This is a genomic window from Pseudomonas sp. ASL8, from assembly GCF_056680355.1.
Window position 1 is genome coordinate 4,172,802 of the sequence record NZ_CM155278.1, and the last position, 16,248, is coordinate 4,189,049.

The following is a 16,248-nucleotide window of genomic DNA, read 5'->3' on the forward strand; positions in this document are numbered from 1 at the left end:
TGACTCAGCAGGATCGCTATCGCGTCCTCAGGCCCATGTCGGCCTTCCAGTACTAGGAGATTCAAGCATGTCTTTGTTTAATACTGAAAAATTGCAAAACGCTCAGAAAGCTAACCTCGACCTCCTGCAGCAAATCAGCGGCAAAGTTTTCGCGAGTGTTGAGCAGCTTAGCCAACTGCAGTTCAAGACTCTGCGTGCTTCCACCGAAGAATACTTCGATGGTTTTCGCAAGCTGCTGGCGGTACGTGATCCTCAGGGCTTTGCGGAGCTGCAAGCTTCCTTTATTCAGCCGCATGTACAGGCCGAACGCCTGGCTGAGTTCAATCGTCAAATGCAAGAATTGATTGTCGGCACACAGTCGGAAATCGCCAAGCTGACTGAGGGGCAAGTCGAGGCGGGCACCCAGCAGGTGCAAGAGTTCATTGAAGTGATGAGCAAAAATGCGCCGGCCGGCTCTGAGCCTGTGGTAGCCGCATTCAAATCGACGCTGGCGAATGCCGGTAGCGTTTATGAAAACGCACAGAAAGCCGCCAAGCAGGCAGCTGACATTGCCCAGAGCGGTTTCACCGCAGCGACCACCGCCGCTGGCAAAGCCGCACCGGGCAAGGCGGCGGGCGGTAGCAAGTAAGTCAAATCAAAGCTGGAACAGCTTTGCTGATGGCGATGGGTTCACTCCCCATCGCCATTTTTTTTTCGTCCGGCGCCTGGTCCTGCCTGGCCTGGCGGTGTGCCGCCGAACAAGCCGAAGAGGTTTTGAGTGTTTAGGTAGAGTGCCTTCGATTGGTCGACATATTGGCGCATCAAATCCTGCATGACCGGTGCCTGCTGGTGCATGAACTCGCTCCACGCCTCAGAGGACTGCGCACCCGTCTGCGACTGGACATCGATGACTGTCTGGATGCTTTTATCCAGGTAGCTGCCGAGGACGCCCTGGAAGGGGCCATAGAACTGGATAATCCCCATGAGCATCTCGCTGGAGAAAATCGGTTCACCGCCACTTTCGGCTTCTAGAATCACCTGAAGCAAAATGCTTCGAGTCAGATCCTCGCCAGTCTTGGCGTCGACCACCTGGAACGGGATTTTATCGACGACCAGTTGGCGTATATCCGCGAGCGTCAAATGACTGCTGGTGTACGTGTCATACAGGCGGCGATTGGGGTACTTCTTGATCAGGCGGGTGTTGCTCCGACTGTTATCTGTCATGCGGGGCTTCTCATTGCGAGCCTAGTTCGCAAGCATCTTATCCTACTATGACTACTGCCGCGGATCGGAGTGGTGCCAAGGGTTCAACCCGCAGGTACTGAGGCCTACGGCGCGGGTTCACCTGTCTTGATGAGCTTGATCCATTCAGTACGGATTAAACGTAGTGTTCACTTATCGAGAAGCCCGGTGAAGGTAGCGCGCTGCACTGCATAATCACCCCCCATCAAGAACCCTGGCCACGCGTACGCACTCTCTTGCCTGGCGGGCTCTCGTGCTTTCTCTAGCGTCCTGCCAGAGGGGCGCTTTTCTTCCTCGACCTTGAGCGGCGATCCATCGATCCGGTACTGGCCAGGCGGCATGTCGAACCAGCGACAGCACGCTTTATGGAAGCTGCTATGGTCGTGGAAGCCAAGGAGATAGGCCACATGCTTCATGTTGTAATGAGAGTGGCGCAGATAGAAGTCAGCCATTTGCCTGCGCAGATCGCTCAAGACATCCTTGTATTGCACGCCATCCTTCTCAAGCGCCCGCTGAAGTGTTCGTTTGCTGATATGGAGCGCTGCAGCCATTGACTCCATGTCGAAGAGCCCAGGCCCCAGCCCTTGGCTCAAGCGCTGAGTGATCATCGCGCGAACCCGACCAAGAATAGAGAAACCGAACAACAGGTCCAACTGAGCCTCGGCAAAACTGTCATGGAGCGTGGCTAATGCTTCATTCGCCATACTCAAGGGACGCAACAGTTCCTGCCCATCGAACACGATGCTGTCATAAGCCGCCCCGAAAACTAGCGGACAACCAAAAAGTTGCTGATGTTCCAAGGTGTTCTCGGGCTCTGGATAGGAGAACTCGATACTGAGGGGTTGCGGAAGGTGTCCACCCGTAAGCCAGCGGCAAAAGCCGAGCAGCGAAGCAAGTCCTGCATCGGTGTACTGCCGGGGTTTAACCGAGTCGGGTTGCTGGAGGTCGAGCCCGGACAGGCGATAATTCTGCCCTTCCTGAACAAAGAACAGGCTGAATCCAGTACCAATCAACGCGCTGAAACGAACTAAGCGCTCCAGGGCGCGTTTCAGGTTCAGGCTGGACATCATCGTGTAACCCACGATCTGGAAACTGCCTGGGTGCACATGCCCGTAGGCTTTCAGACCGATATTTGGATTGCCGGAAACCTGCGTCGCCAAGTCCCATAGACGGTACATAATACTTCGCCGACAAAAGGTAGCCGGCTGCGCCAAAACTTCCATGTCCAGCCCCGCCTCCTGGCACAGGCTGACGACATCCAAACCTTGAGCCGAAAGCGTATTCACCAATACACTGGCATAGCCCGTACTTACTCTATACATGACGGCCTCATCTATCCGTGGATTTGAACATCCTTTTTGGTGAACTCGGAGGGCCCGTTAGCTCCAGTAGGCCGTTTGTAGAACGACGTTTCTCTCCTTGAATCATTCCGTATGAGGAATGGGAACTCGTTTAACGGTAGCATCATATGGTTCAAAATGTGACACAGATATGAACAAAGTTGAACTGTTCTTACCGTTTTTACGACGGCAGGTTTTACCGCTTCCGCTCGTCCTTTTCGCGCCATTCGACGAGAGGCTGGGTGTGCGGAAATAGCTCAGGGATTGAGGGGCTGGGGAGATGGCTGGGCTGTATTGCCAAGGCCGCCCGGCAATAGGGGGGGAGATAAAATTCAGGTGATGCCGGAGAATAACTCCGGCATTTTTTTGCGTGCCTGAGGGGCTTGTTCGCTTACCAGATGGGCAAGCTGTAGCTGACGATCAGGCGGTTTTCATCCAGGTCGTTACCAAAATTCGTCGAACGTACCGTGGCGTTGCGCCACTTTACCCCGACGTTTTTTAGTGGGCCGGCCTGAATCACGTAGCCGATGTCGGTATCACGCTCCCACTCTTTGCCCTCTGGACGGTTTGAGCCGAGGTCAATATTGGAACCGTTGAGGTAACGGGTCATGAAGGTCAACCCCGGAATGCCGAGGGCGGCGAAATTGTAGTCGTAGCGGGCCTGCCAGGACTTCTCGTCTTTGCTCGCGAAGTCGCCAATCTGCACGAAGTTCACCAGGAATGCATCGGTCCCGTTGACGTAAGCAAAACCGGTGTTGCCGCTCATGCCTTGATAACCGAGACCCAGGGCGTGTGCACCCAGGGTGTAGGTAAACATTGCGCCCAGGGCCCGGTTGTCGACGTTGCTGCCGCCGTCGCCGGTGGAGCGGGCGAAGCGTAAATCGCTTTTCAGTGACTGCCCCGGCGCTACCGGCAACACATACGTCAGGTTCACGTAGTGTTGGCTGTAGAAGTTGTCCAGGTGGCCGTAGCTGTAGCCCGTGCTCAGGTTGCCGGTCCATTTGTAGTTCAGGCTGGCAAAATCGAACTTATCGCTGCCCACGTGGTGGCTGACGATGTTCTTTGCGCCCGTGGTTGTGATGGCCATGTCCTGATAGTCAGTGGAGTCACGCTGGTTGACCTGGCCTAACCTGCCAGCATCCACGGTCAAACTGTCGACTTCCAGCGACGTCAGCTGACCGCCCTCGAACGTCTGCGGTAACAGCCGCGAATCGTTGGCCAATATTGTCGGTAGCTTGGGCTGCAAAGTACCGAGTTTCAGCACGGTCTTGGACGCGCGCACTTTGGCTGTCAGACCCAGCTCGCCGTACTCGTCCTTGGCGTCTTTAGGTGCGGTCCTGCTGCGCAAGAGTAAGCCGGAGCCCGCACGGTCCGGGCTTGAGTCGAGTTTTACGCCGAGCAGGCCGAGGGCATCGATACCGACACCCACCGAGCCTTCGGTGAAGCCGGATTCGTAGCGCAGCAGGAAACCCTGGGCCCATTCCTCTTGTTTGGACTGTGCAGCATTGTCCTGGCGAAAATCGCGGTTGAAGTAGAAGTTGCGCAGCTCAAGGTTGGCTTTGCTGTCCTGAAGGAAATCAGCCATGGCAGGTGCCGAGAGGCTGATAACGCCCCCGGCCAGCATTAAGCGTGTAGCGATTGCGCGGGTGTTACGGTCCATGAGATTGCCTTTTTTTTTATTATGGATACAGACATTCACGCCTCTAACGCTTGGCGTGACGGTTGAGCGGTTGGCACGGCCACGCTTGAGCGCGCCGTGCCCCTTACATCAATGGCTGGAAGCGCTGGCGGCTCCGAGGCCGGTCTGTGCACGCACGAACTGGTCGGCGTAGGCGTTCCGTTCATTGTCTGCCCGGACACTGCGGTCGAGTTTGGAGACCACGACGATCACCAGGAAGGCCAGCGGCATGGAGAACAGTGCCGGGTGGTCGTACGGGAAGATCGCCTTGGCGTGGCCGAGTACGGTTACCCAAACTGCTGGCGACAGGATCACCAGAACCAGCGCGCAGATCAGACCGGCGAAGCCACCGAGGATTGCGCCTTTGGTCGTCAGGCCTTTCCAGTACATGGCCATGATCAGGACAGGGAAGTTGGTCGAAGCGGCGATGCCGAAGGTCAGACCGACCAGGAAGGCGACGTTCATCTTCTCGAACAGAATGCCCAACAGGATGGCGATGATGCCGAGGCCGACAGTGGCCATACGGGTCACGCGCATTTCTTGCTTCTCGGTGGCTTTGCCTTTCTTCAGTACGGTGGCGTAGAGGTCGTGGGAAATGGCTGAGGCACCGGCCAGGGCCAGACCGGAAACCACTGCGAGGATGGTGGCGAAGGCCACGGCCGAGAGGAAACCGAAGAACAGGTTGCCGCCCACGGCTTTAGCCAAATGCATTGCGACCATGTTGCCGCCGCCGATCAACGTACCGCCTACCTGGCCGTTGACGTAGTACTGCGGGTCGGTGCCAATGATCACCATCGCGGCAAAGCCCAGGGTGCAGACCACAAGGAAGAAGAAACCGATGAAGCCGGTAGCGTAGAACACCGATTTGCGTGCTTCCTTGGCATTTGGCACGGTGAAGAAACGCATCAGGATGTGTGGCAGGCCGGCGATGCCGAATACCAGGCCGAGAGACATGGAGGCCGTATTGATCGGATCGGCGAGCATGGCGCCGGGGCCCATGATGTTCCAGCCACTGGCATGCGCTTCGATGGCTTTGGTCGCCAACATCTCATAGCTGAAATCGAACTGGGACATGGCCATCACCGCGAGGGTGGTGCCACCCGCGAGCAACAGCACGGCTTTGATGATCTGCACCCAAGTGGTAGCGATCATGCCGCCAAAGATGACGTAGACCAACATCAGTGCGCCGACGATCACTACCGCTACTGGGTAGTCGAGGCCGAACAACAGTTTGATTAACTGACCTGCGCCGACCATTTGCACGATCAGGTAGCAGCACACCACCGTCAACGAACCAAAGGCGGCGAAGATGCGTACCTTGTTTTGGTCGAGGCGGTAGGAAACGATGTCGGCGAAGGTGTAGCGGCCCAGGTTACGCAGGCGCTCGGCCATCAGGAAGGTGATGATCGGCCAGCCAACGAAGAAGCCGATGGTATAGATGAAACCATCGTAGCCTTTGGCGAATACAAGGCTGGAAAGACCCAGCAGAGTTGCCGCAGACATATAGTCGCCGGCGATTGCCAGACCATTCTGGAACCCGGTAATGCCGCCGCCGGCGGTGTAGAAATCGGAGGTGGAGTGGGTTTGTCGCGCTGCCCACCAGGTAATCAGCAGGGTGCCCAGGACGAAAACGAAGAACATACCAATGGCATGTAGATTGAGCGGCTGCTTTTCCACTGCGCCGGCCAGCGAGGGCCCGGCGAGTACGAGGGATGCAGGCAGGAGGCCGAGGCCAGCGAGGATCACATTACGCAGAGTAGTCATCACTTGCTCTCCTCAAGAACTGCAGCGCCCAGGGCATCAAAGCGAGTGTTCGCTTTGTAGACATACCAGCCGGTGAGTAGCCAGGAGAAGATGATGATCGCCGCGCCCACGGGCATGCCCACGGTCATCATGCGATTCTCAGCCAAGGGTGCATGCAGCCACTGTGGGGCAAAAGCCACCACCAGCATGAACGAGTAGTAGGTACCCAGTACGGCAGCACTCAGCGACCACGCCAGGCGCGAGCGGCTCTGCACTAATTGGATGAATTTCGGATTGGCCCGGATGCGTTCGCAGCGCTGGGTGTCGGTTGCATGGATATTGCTCATTTTTTGCTCCCTGTATTATTTTTTTTGTCGGTGCTGTCGGTGCTGTCGGTGCTGTCGGTGCTTGAGGTTGCGGTACGGCTATCAGGTCGATTTCGGCGTGCGCAACCCCTAAGCGACAGGTCAGACCTGCCGCTTGATGCGTGCCTTATCGAGGGTTAAAGGGGCGAAGGACTACAGGTTGTTGGCCATGTCCCGCAGGAGGAACTTCTGGATCTTCCCGGTAGAAGTCTTCGGCAACAGTGTGAAAATCACGGTGCGCGGCACCTTGAACCCTGCCAGATGCTCGCGGCAAAAGCTGATGATGTCGGCTTCGCGAACGTTCTGGTGGTCAGCCTTGAGGGTGATGAACGCGCAGGGCGTTTCTCCCCACTTCTCGTCGGGACGCGCAACCACGGCCGCTTCCAGCACACCCGAGTGACGGTAGAGCACGCCTTCAAGCTCGATGGTGGAGATGTTCTCGCCACCCGAGATGATGATGTCCTTGAGTCGGTCCTTGATCTCGACATAACCGTTGGGATGACAGACCGCCAGGTCGCCGGTGTGAAACCAGCCGCCTTCGAACGCTTCTGCGGTGGCGGTCGGGTTCTTCAGATAGCCCTTCATCACCGTGTTGCCGCGCATGAAAATCTCGCCGATGGTCTGGCCGTCGCGTGGCGTGGGTTCCAGGGTTTTCGGGTCGGCCACCATCACGCCTTCCAGCGTCGGGTAGCGCACGCCCTGACGGGATTTGACCTGGGCGCGCTCATCGAGCGGCAGTTCATCCCACTCGGCATGCCAGGCACAAATCGTGACCGGGCCGTAGGTCTCGGTCAGGCCGTAGACGTGCGTGACCTTGATGCCCATCTCTTCCACGGCGCCAATCACTTTGGCTGGCGGCGCAGCGCCTGCGACCATCGCATTGACCGGATGATCGATGGCAGCCTTCGCCGACTCAGGCATGTTGACCAGGGCGTTGAGCACGATCGGTGCACCACAGAAGTGGGTGACCTGATGCTCGCGGATCAGGGTCAGAATCTTCTGCGGGTCGACGCGGCGCAAAAACACATGCACGCCAGCCATCGCAGTGATGATCCACGGGTAGCACCAGCCGTTGCAGTGAAACATCGGCAAGGTCCACAGAAAAACCGGGTGGTGCCCGATGTTCCAGATCATCTGGTTGCCCAGCGAGTTCAGATAAGCGCCGCGATGGTGGTAGACCACACCTTTCGGGTTACCGGTGGTGCCTGAGGTGTAATTCAGTGCAATCGCCTCCCACTCGTCGTCCGGCCATTGCCAGGCGAACGCTGGATCGCCTTCGGCCAGCAGCGCTTCGTAATCGAGGTCGCTGACGGCCTGGCCTTCGCCATACTCCGGGTCATCGACGTCAATCACCAACGGTGGGTGGTCCAGCATGCCGATGGCTGCGCGGATCACGTCATGGAACTCGCGGTCGGTGATCAGCACCTTGGCCTCGCCGTGCTGGAGCATGAAAGCAATCGCTTCGGCATCCAGGCGCACATTGAGCGGGTTGAGCACTGCGCCGATCATCGGCACGGCAAAGTGGACCTCAAGCATGGCGGGGATGTTAGGCAACATCACGGCCACGGTGTCGTTCTTGCCAATGCCGCGCCCGGCCAGCGCCGAGGCCAGGCGGCGGCAGCGCGCATAGGTTTGCGCCCAGGTACGACGAATCGAACCGTGGATAACGGAGGGGTAGTCAGGGTAAACGCTGGCAGTGCGCTCAATAAAGCTGAGCGGCGACAAAGCAATATGATTGACAGCCGAAGGGGCCAGTCCTTGCTCGAAGATCGACATGTAAAGGTACTCGGTGGCTGATTATTAGCTCTATATCTGACCGTTCAGCGTGCTCGTCTGGTCAGTTAATTATCCGACGCACCTTATATGCTAATTACTATCTGATATGGAAGTACTACCTGAGTAGTATAGTAATAATACTATATGTTTTTCATCTTGCACTAAATGGATACAGCCCTACCACTAAGGCGCGTATATGCTTGGCCACCGCTACAAGGAGCTGCGATGACCTCAACCCCCGTTCGATTGCACAGTTGGTTGCGTCTGCAACGAGAGGGCGTGCCTCTGGCTGCCCGTGCCGACGCATTGTGCCGCGCGTTTCAGGACTGTCCCGAGGTACGCCAGGCGGTGTATTTGAGCTGGCAGCCACAGGCGCGAATTTATAGCCATGAGGGCGCCGCTCAGCATTTGCCACCGGGCCTGGGAGACCCCTTGTTGGCCAGCGACCAGTTGTTGTTCGAGCGCCTGGCCGACGAAGGGCGGCTCGATCTGGATCAGGTCCGTCAACTCGATTGCTGGCTGTCTGGCCGTCTGCGCCGTGCGGCTATCAGCTACGGTCAGGTATTTGATCTGGCGCTGGAGCCGGGGCAGGCGGGGCTGCTGCTGGTAGAAGTGTGCGAAGGGGTGAGCCTGGACTGGCTGGGCTGGGTGCAGGATCTACTGGCGACGCTGTTGAGTACCGTCAACGGGGTGCTGCGTGGCTCGCCGCTACTGGGCCATGACCCGCAACCGAGTCTGCTGCTGGATGCGCAGGGTCGGCCGCTGGAGTTAAATGCGGCTCTGTTGGCATTGCTCGCCGAGCGGCCGTTGACCGACGTGTCGGGTTTTTTGCCGGTGAACCAACAGGTGCTGGTCCGTGCCTGTCTCGAACAGCAGCGAGCCATTGAAGGGGTCGAGGCACAGTTTGAAGAGCGGATATTGATCTGGACTTTTATTCCCGACTTACAGGAAAACCGCGTGCTGGCCCGCTGTCGGGAAGCGACCGCGCAAGTGTTGGCGGAACGCGAGGCCGCCAAGGCGCGGCGGTTGTACAGGTTGATTATCGAGAACACCACTGACCTTATTTCCCGGCACACGCCGGAGGGGTACTTTCTCGACGCCTCGCCAGCTTCCTGGACCTTGCTCGGGTATTGGCCTGAAGAGTTGCGGGGGCTGCCAGCCCAAGGTCTATTCCATGCCCAGAATCTGGCCAGTCTGGTGCAGCGCGCGCGGGACGCCCTGGAGCAGGATGGTTATCACACCATGACGTACCGCATCCGCCATCGTGCCGGGCATTACCTTTGGTTCGAGACCGCCTGCCGTGCGATTCGCGAGACTTACACCGGTACGGTGGTCGAGGTAGTCAGCGTTTCGCGTGACATCACTTCTCGGGTCGAGGCCGAAGAGAACAAGCGACGACTGGCTGAAGTGGTAGAGGCCAATACTGACCCGGTCCTGTTCATCGACCCGAGTGGTCAGGTCACTTACCTCAACCCTGCTGCACGACGTATTTTGCGTCTGGGCGAGCAGCAGCCGATGCCGGCCCTGAGCGAGTTCTTTGCCAGCGATGACTTGGAGCGTCTGCAACGGGAGGGCTGGAGCACCGCCGAGCGCGACGGTTCCTGGAACCTGGAAACGCGTCTTCAACCACCCAGCGGTGGTCCTTCGGTGCCAGTATCGCTGGTACTTCTGGCTCACCGGCCGGCCGGGGGCGAGCGTTACTACTCACTGGTAGCGCGGGACATGACCGAGCGTGAGCTGCGCGACGTGCAACAGCGTCACCATCAGGACGAGCTGGCGCACACCGCGCGTTTGGTGACACTGGGTGAGCTGGCCTCGGGCATTGCCCACGAAATCAATCAGCCGTTGGCGGCGGTGGTCAACTATGCCAATGCCAGCCAGCGTTATTTACAGGCCCTGGGTACCAACCCTCAGGCTGCCGAACGGGTAGCCCAGGGTCTGGAGCGGATTACCCTGCACGCCAATCACGCGTCGGAAGTGATCAAGCGTCTGCGCGCCTTCCTGCGCAAGGGCCAGCGGCGCATGCAGGCCCTTAATGTCGCCGAGGTCGCTCGGGAGGCGGTGCGCATGTGTGCGTGGGAGGCGAGCAATTGCCAGGTGACTATCGAGGAGCAACTGCCGGATAATCTGCCGCCCGTTTATGCCGACCGGGTGCTGCTGGAGCAAGTGCTGCTCAATTTGCTGCGCAATGCCATCGACGCCAATCGCGAGTCTCATCGGGGGCAGCCTTCGATGATCGTGCTCGCCGCGGACCTGGCCAGTGACGGGCGGGTGGAGATCAGTGTGCATGACCAGGGCCCGGGCGTGAGCGAGGCTGAACTGGAGAAGATATTCACCCCTTTTTACACCAGCAAAGTCGATGGGCTGGGGCTGGGGCTGTCCATGAGTCGCAGCATTATTGAAGGTTTTGGCGGTGAATTGCAGGCCCGGCGCGTACCGGTCGGGCTGCTGATGCGCTGCTACTTGCCGCTTGTTGGTCCCCTAAAAATAATATCAGGAGTGAATGAATGACGAGTGTCGCGGAGCAGGTGGTCTATGTGGTCGATGATGATCAGGGCATGCTCGACTCGACCGTCTGGTTGCTGGAGTCGGTGGGCCTCAAAGCACTGCCGTTTACCAGTGGCCTCGCTTTCCTGGACGCGTGTGACGCCCAACTCAACGCCTGCGTGCTGCTGGATGTGCGCATGCCCGGCATGGGCGGGTTGAATGTGCAGGAAGAAATGCGCGCGCGTGAGCTGAACCTGCCGGTCATTTTCGTCAGTGGTCATGCAGACGTGCCGATTGTGGTGCGCGCATTCAAAGCCGGTGCTCATGACTTTATCGAAAAACCATACAACGAACAGTTGTTGCTGGACAGCGTGCAACAGGCGCTGGGCAGCTTCGATGCAAGCCGCTCCGGCAGCCAGGGTCATGCACAATTGCAGGCCCGCTTGCTCACGCTGACGCCACGCGAGCGCGACGTGTTGCTGCCGTTGGTGCAGGGTTACACCACCCGCGAAATCGCCGAGCAACTGGGCGTGAGCGCAAAAACCGTGGATCTGTACCGGTCTCGGGTCATGAAGCGCATGCAGGCCGACCACCTGCCAGATCTGGTGGGCATGGCCATAGTGGCCGGGATCGTGGACCCACTAAAGCTGCGTTGAGCACAGAACACTTGACTCAGGACAGGACGCTGTCGTGCCTGGGGAGAGATCCTGTATTTGATTTTACGGACGGCACCGCCAGTCGTGGGCCACGTGAAATTCTGCCGACCTGAACCTGAGAAAACCATGAGCTATCCGATCCTGCTGACCCTGCACCTGTTCGCTGCCCTGATCTTCATTGGTACGGTGTTTTTCGAAGTGCTGATCCTCGAAAGCGTGCTCAAGAAGATACCGGCCAAGGCGATGATTCTGGTCGAGCGGGGCATTGCGCTACGCGCTCGAAAGCTGATGCCATGGGTCTTGCTGACGCTGTTCGGCGCCGGGCTGGGCATGGTCTGGCAGCGCTATCTGCCACTTCTGGCCACGCCGCTGGCGTCTTCTTTCGGCACCTTGCTTGCGCTGAAAATCCTACTTGCCATCAGCGTATTGGGGCACTTTCTCACGGCCATGTTTCTGCTGAAAAGCGGGCGTATGAATGCACGTTACTCGCGCGTTATTCATATCAGTCTGTTCTGCCACATGGTCGGAATCGTGATCCTGGCCAAGGCAATGTTCTACTGGCAGGGCTGATCGTCTTGCGCACGGTTACGATGGACTGACGCAAAGGTTCAACGGGACAGCAGGCCGTGCTCCATCGCGTATTTAACCAGACCTGCCGGTTTGTCTACGTTGAGCTTGCGCCTGATGCTCAAACGATGGGTTTCAACCGTGCGCACGCTGATAGCAAGTTCCCGGGCAATGGTCTTGTTATTCAAACCCTGTGCCAGGCCGATGAGCACTTGGCTTTCCCGAGGAGTGAGTTCGGTTTCATCTGGTTTCCTGGTGGCCAGTTTGAGGGCCACTTCGGCGCTGTAAAACGTCCCGCCGGTAGCGATTGCCTCGATGGCCGCAATGATTTCCTTTGACGGTGCGTTTTTCAGCACATAACCACTGGCGCCTGCCCGAATGGAGGTCGCGATGTACTCATGGTTGTCATACATGCTCAGAATGAGGATTTTGATGTCCGGGTACTGAATGCGCAGCAGTCGTGTCAGTTCCAGGCCATTCATGTCTTTCAAGCCGATGTCGACCAGCAGAATGTCGGGTGAGACGCGGCCGCAAAGATCGAGTGCCTGAGCCCCATTCTCGGCCTCGCCGACCACGTCGAAGGAAGGCCGGACACCCAGCAATGCGCGTATGCCATCACGCACTAAAGAGTGATCGTCCACCAACGCAATACGGATGGGGTATGAGGTATTCATGGTCGCGCTCTGATTGTTTTCAGGGTTATTTTGGGCGTGTTGTTATTGAACTCTACGCGAGTGAGCGAAGGCGGGTGGGTAGGGTAATGATCAGTTCACTTCTGCCAGGGGTCGACGACAGACTGAAATGGCCGTTGAAGTGATCGACGCGCTCGCGAATGTTGCGCAAGCCTATTCCACCGTGGATCTCTTCAAGCCGGTTGATATTGAACCCGACGCCATCATCGCACACCGATAACCTGACCTGAGCGGGATCCCCCTCCAGATCAATGTATACGGTCTTCGCTTTGGCGTGACGTTCGATGTTGGTCAGCGCCTCCTGCAGGATCCTGAACAGTGCCACGGGGGCGCCATCGACCAGTTGGACGTCGCCGAGGTTGTTTTCATAGTGAAGGGTCAAACCGCTTCGCAGTTCGAACTCTGTCACCAGTTGGGCGACGGCGGCGGCCAGCCCCAGTGTGTCGAGCAACGAAGGGCGAAGATCATGAGAAATACTCCGAACTTCGCCGATTGCATCCGCAAGCCGACCTATTCCTTGACGAAGGATGTCCTGGCCTTTTTCGCGTCCGGCCTCCAGTTCGAGGGCGGCCAGTTCAAACTGAAATTTGATTGAAACCAACACCTGGCTGATGCCGTCGTGCAGTTCGCGCGAGAGCCGTGATCGCTCTTCTTCTTGGAGACTCACAATGCGTTGAGTCAAACCTTGCAGCTTTTTATCGGCCAAACGGTGTTCGCTGGCGTTCAAGGTCAGCCCGCACGCGAAGACCAGCAACACGGCGACGAGGGCTACGACACCGATAGCGAGCATGGTGGTGTAGATCTCTCGGGCAACTTCTTCGCGTGCCTGATGGGTGGCGCGCTCGACGTCCTCAAGATAAATCCCGGTGCCCAGCATCCAGCCCCAGCGGTCGAGCATCACGACGTACGCCAGTTTGTCGGTGACGTGTCCGGTCGAGGGCTTTTCCCATGCGTAATGCTGAAACCCGTCGCCGGACTGCGCGCTTTTCAGCAGCGCCTGAATCACTGGTAAACCATGGGGGTCGGTCATGCTCCACAAATCTTTGCCCACCAGCGCAGCCTGACGAGGGTGCATCAGGCTGCGGCCGTTATGGTCATAAACGAAGAAATAGCCGTTGATGCCAAAACTTAGCTTTGCCAGCTCATCAAGGACTTTTTGCTTGGTTTGCTCATCGTCCCGACCGCTCTCATACACCGGGGCAAGCGCGCTCATCGCCATTTCTACGTAGTTTTTCAGCTCCGCACGTTTACTGGCCAGAATGCTGTCTTCAATCAGTTGCGCTTGCTGTTCACCCAGACGCTGGTTTTGGAAGATGACCAGCGCGCTGATGACTGCGACAGCCAATATCAGCGGGAGGATGCCCAGGGCGACGATTTTGTATTTGAGTTGCATGACGAGTGAAATCCAGGCTGACGGGGTTGCCTATAGAGGGCTAGATACCGATTGTCGAGCGACGTGACGGCACATGGTAGCCGCGCAAGGCGGCAATTGACCCGCGTAGTTCTACGTAGAAGCCTTAGTAGTACTGCGGATGTTTATACCCGCGTAGTGCGCGGATAGTAGTTAAGCCCTTTTTTACGGGGCATAACAATAACAACTATCGCCGCAGGGCTACGTTCCTCGGCAGGAGACCCACAATGACTCGACTGACCAAACATCTTGCTTGGTTCGCCGTTGCCTGCTTGGGGGCAATTGCATTGGGTGTCGTCGCGCTGCGCCGCGGTGAAGCCATCAACGCACTCTGGATCGTGGTCGCCGCCGTGGCGATTTATCTGGTTGCCTACCGTTATTACAGCCTGTTCATCGCCACCAAAGTGATGCAACTGGACCCTAATCGCGCCACCCCTGCGGTTCTTAATAACGATGGTCTGGACTACGTGCCGACCAACAAACACATTCTTTTTGGTCACCACTTTGCGGCCATCGCGGGTGCTGGTCCTCTGGTCGGCCCCGTGCTTGCAGCGCAGATGGGGTACCTGCCCGGCACACTCTGGCTGATTGCCGGTGTGGTATTCGCCGGTGCGGTGCAGGATTTCATGATTCTGTTCCTGTCTACCCGTCGCAACGGTCGCTCGCTGGGCGAGATGGTTCGTGAAGAAATGGGCAGGGTGCCGGGCACTATTGCCTTGTTCGGTTGCTTCCTGATCATGATCATCATCCTCGCGGTGTTGGCGCTGATCGTGGTCAAGGCCCTGGCGGACAGCCCATGGGGCATGTTCACGGTGCTGGCGACGATCCCGCTTGCGATGTTCATGGGCGTCTATATGCGCTACATCCGCCCGGGTCGCATCGGTGAAATCTCGCTGATCGGTGTGATTTTGCTGCTGGCGTCGATCTGGACCGGCGGGCAGATTGCTGCGGATCCGGTCTGGTCCAAGGCGTTCACTTTCACCGGCATACAAATCACCTGGATGCTGGTCGGTTATGGCTTCGTCGCGGCGGTACTGCCGGTCTGGCTGTTGCTGGCACCCCGGGATTACCTGTCGACGTTCCTGAAAATCGGCACCATCGTTGCGTTGGCGATTGGCATCCTGATCATTGCGCCTGAGCTGAAAATGCCTGCGCTGACTCAGTTCACCGACGGCACCGGTCCGGTCTGGAAAGGCGCACTGTTTCCTTTCCTGTTCATCACCATTGCCTGCGGTGCGGTGTCCGGGTTCCACTCGTTGATCGCGTCGGGTACCACGCCGAAGCTGCTCGACAGTGAAGCCAACTCCCGTTACATCGGCTACGGCGCCATGCTCATGGAGTCCTTCGTGGCGATCATGGCCATGGTGGCGGCCTCGGTGATTGATCCGGGCGTGTACTTTGCGATGAACAGCCCGGCAGCGATTGTCGGCAGCGACCCCGTCACGGTTGCACAGACGATCAGCACGTGGGGCTTTGCCATCACTCCGGAAACGCTGATTGCAGTAGCCAAAGACATCGGTGAAACCACGGTGCTGGCCCGTGCTGGCGGGGCGCCGACCCTGGCGGTCGGTATCGCGCAGATCCTGCACCAGGTACTGCCGGGCAAAGACACCATGGCGTTCTGGTACCATTTTGCGATTCTGTTCGAGGCGCTGTTTATCCTCACCGCCGTGGACGCGGGGACCCGAGCCGGTCGGTTCATGCTTCAGGATTTGCTGGGTACCTTTGTACCGGCGCTTAAGCGTACAGAATCGTGGACTGCCAACCTGATCGCGACGGGCGGTTGCGTCGCGATGTGGGGCTACTTGCTCTATCAAGGCGTGATCGACCCATTGGGCGGGATCAACACCTTGTGGCCGCTGTTTGGCATCTCCAACCAGATGCTGGCCGGTATCGCGCTGATGCTCGCGACGGTCGTGCTGATCAAAATGAAACGCCAACGCTACATCTGGGTCACCATGCTGCCAGCGGTGTGGCTGTTGATCTGCACCACCATGGCCGGCTACATCAAGCTGTTCGACCCGAGCCCGGCCGTTGGTTTTCTGGCCTTGGCGACCAAGTACCGCACGGCCCTGGACGCCGGTCAGGTATTGGCCCCGGCCAAAACTATCGATCAGATGCAGCACGTGATCTTCAACGCGTACACCAACGCAACCCTGACCGCATTGTTCCTGTGCGTGGTGTTCAGCATCCTGTTCTATGCGATCAAGGTCGGTGTGGCGGCGTGGGGCACCACAGAGCGTACGGACAAAGAAGCGCCATTCCAGGCGCTGCCGGACGCACGATGAGCCCGGGTTTCAACGGAGGAACTG

The 16,248-nt window shown here is 58.0% G+C and carries 13 protein-coding genes; 5 read left to right on the forward strand and 8 right to left on the reverse strand.

From position 1 onward, the window contains the following. Positions 1 to 67 precede the first annotated feature (67 nt). Entirely contained in the window at positions 68 to 628 is a 561-nt protein-coding gene (locus AC1MEA_RS19115) for a phasin family protein (RefSeq protein WP_219059962.1), read from the forward strand. A gap of 41 nt (positions 629 to 669) precedes the next feature. Here AC1MEA_RS19115 and phaR read toward each other — a convergent pair whose 3' ends face one another. From phaR to AC1MEA_RS19145, 6 genes are all read right to left on the reverse strand, one after another. Next, entirely contained in the window at positions 670 to 1,203 is a 534-nt protein-coding gene (gene phaR, locus AC1MEA_RS19120; RefSeq protein WP_219059961.1) for a polyhydroxyalkanoate synthesis repressor PhaR, read from the reverse strand. Between the two features lie 167 nt (positions 1,204 to 1,370). Further along, the gene (locus tag AC1MEA_RS19125; RefSeq protein WP_480417086.1) at positions 1,371 to 2,507 is read right to left on the reverse strand and encodes an AraC family transcriptional regulator; all 1,137 of its coding nucleotides are present in this window, start codon (positions 2,505 to 2,507) and stop codon (positions 1,371 to 1,373) included. A gap of 445 nt (positions 2,508 to 2,952) precedes the next feature. Then, entirely contained in the window at positions 2,953 to 4,221 is a 1,269-nt protein-coding gene (locus tag AC1MEA_RS19130; protein ID WP_219059959.1) for an OprD family porin, read from the reverse strand. Between the two features lie 108 nt (positions 4,222 to 4,329). After that, complete coding sequence (locus tag AC1MEA_RS19135; RefSeq protein WP_219059958.1) at positions 4,330 to 6,003, reverse strand: cation acetate symporter; 1,674 nt, start codon at positions 6,001 to 6,003, stop codon at positions 4,330 to 4,332. Continuing rightward, complete coding sequence (locus AC1MEA_RS19140; protein ID WP_219059957.1) at positions 6,003 to 6,329, reverse strand: DUF485 domain-containing protein; 327 nt, start codon at positions 6,327 to 6,329, stop codon at positions 6,003 to 6,005. Before AC1MEA_RS19140 ends, AC1MEA_RS19135 begins: the two co-directional genes overlap by 1 nt. Before the next feature lie 171 nt (positions 6,330 to 6,500). Continuing rightward, positions 6,501 to 8,123 carry an acyl-CoA synthetase gene (locus tag AC1MEA_RS19145; RefSeq protein ID WP_480417087.1) on the reverse strand — a complete coding sequence of 541 codons (1,623 nt, stop codon included), beginning with the start codon at positions 8,121 to 8,123 and terminating at the stop codon, positions 6,501 to 6,503. Between the two features lie 225 nt (positions 8,124 to 8,348). Between AC1MEA_RS19145 and AC1MEA_RS19150 the strand changes: the two genes are divergently transcribed. The 3 genes from AC1MEA_RS19150 (at position 8,349) to AC1MEA_RS19160 (ending at position 11,836) form a co-directional block, all read left to right on the forward strand. Next, complete coding sequence (locus tag AC1MEA_RS19150) at positions 8,349 to 10,634, forward strand: PAS domain-containing sensor histidine kinase (protein ID WP_449634070.1); 2,286 nt, start codon at positions 8,349 to 8,351, stop codon at positions 10,632 to 10,634. Then, the gene (locus AC1MEA_RS19155; RefSeq protein WP_219059954.1) at positions 10,631 to 11,266 is read left to right on the forward strand and encodes a response regulator transcription factor; all 636 of its coding nucleotides are present in this window, start codon (positions 10,631 to 10,633) and stop codon (positions 11,264 to 11,266) included. The genes AC1MEA_RS19150 and AC1MEA_RS19155 overlap by 4 nt, the downstream gene beginning before the upstream one ends. Positions 11,267 to 11,392: 126 nt before the next feature. Then, the gene (locus AC1MEA_RS19160; RefSeq protein ID WP_219059953.1) at positions 11,393 to 11,836 is read left to right on the forward strand and encodes a CopD family copper resistance protein; all 444 of its coding nucleotides are present in this window, start codon (positions 11,393 to 11,395) and stop codon (positions 11,834 to 11,836) included. A gap of 38 nt (positions 11,837 to 11,874) precedes the next feature. On the opposite strand, the gene AC1MEA_RS19165 is transcribed toward AC1MEA_RS19160, so the two are convergent. Next, positions 11,875 to 12,507: a response regulator gene (locus AC1MEA_RS19165; protein ID WP_219059952.1), complete on the reverse strand. Its 633-nt coding sequence runs from the start codon at positions 12,505 to 12,507 to the stop codon at positions 11,875 to 11,877. A 52-nt stretch (positions 12,508 to 12,559) separates the two neighbouring features. Then, positions 12,560 to 13,918 (reverse strand): cache domain-containing protein, encoded by a 1,359-nt coding sequence (locus AC1MEA_RS19170; RefSeq protein WP_219059951.1) that lies wholly within the window; start codon positions 13,916 to 13,918, stop codon positions 12,560 to 12,562. Positions 13,919 to 14,163: 245 nt separating this feature from the next. Between AC1MEA_RS19170 and AC1MEA_RS19175 the strand changes: the two genes are divergently transcribed. After that, complete coding sequence (locus tag AC1MEA_RS19175; protein ID WP_480417088.1) at positions 14,164 to 16,224, forward strand: carbon starvation CstA family protein; 2,061 nt, start codon at positions 14,164 to 14,166, stop codon at positions 16,222 to 16,224. Positions 16,225 to 16,248: the final 24 nt, after the last annotated feature.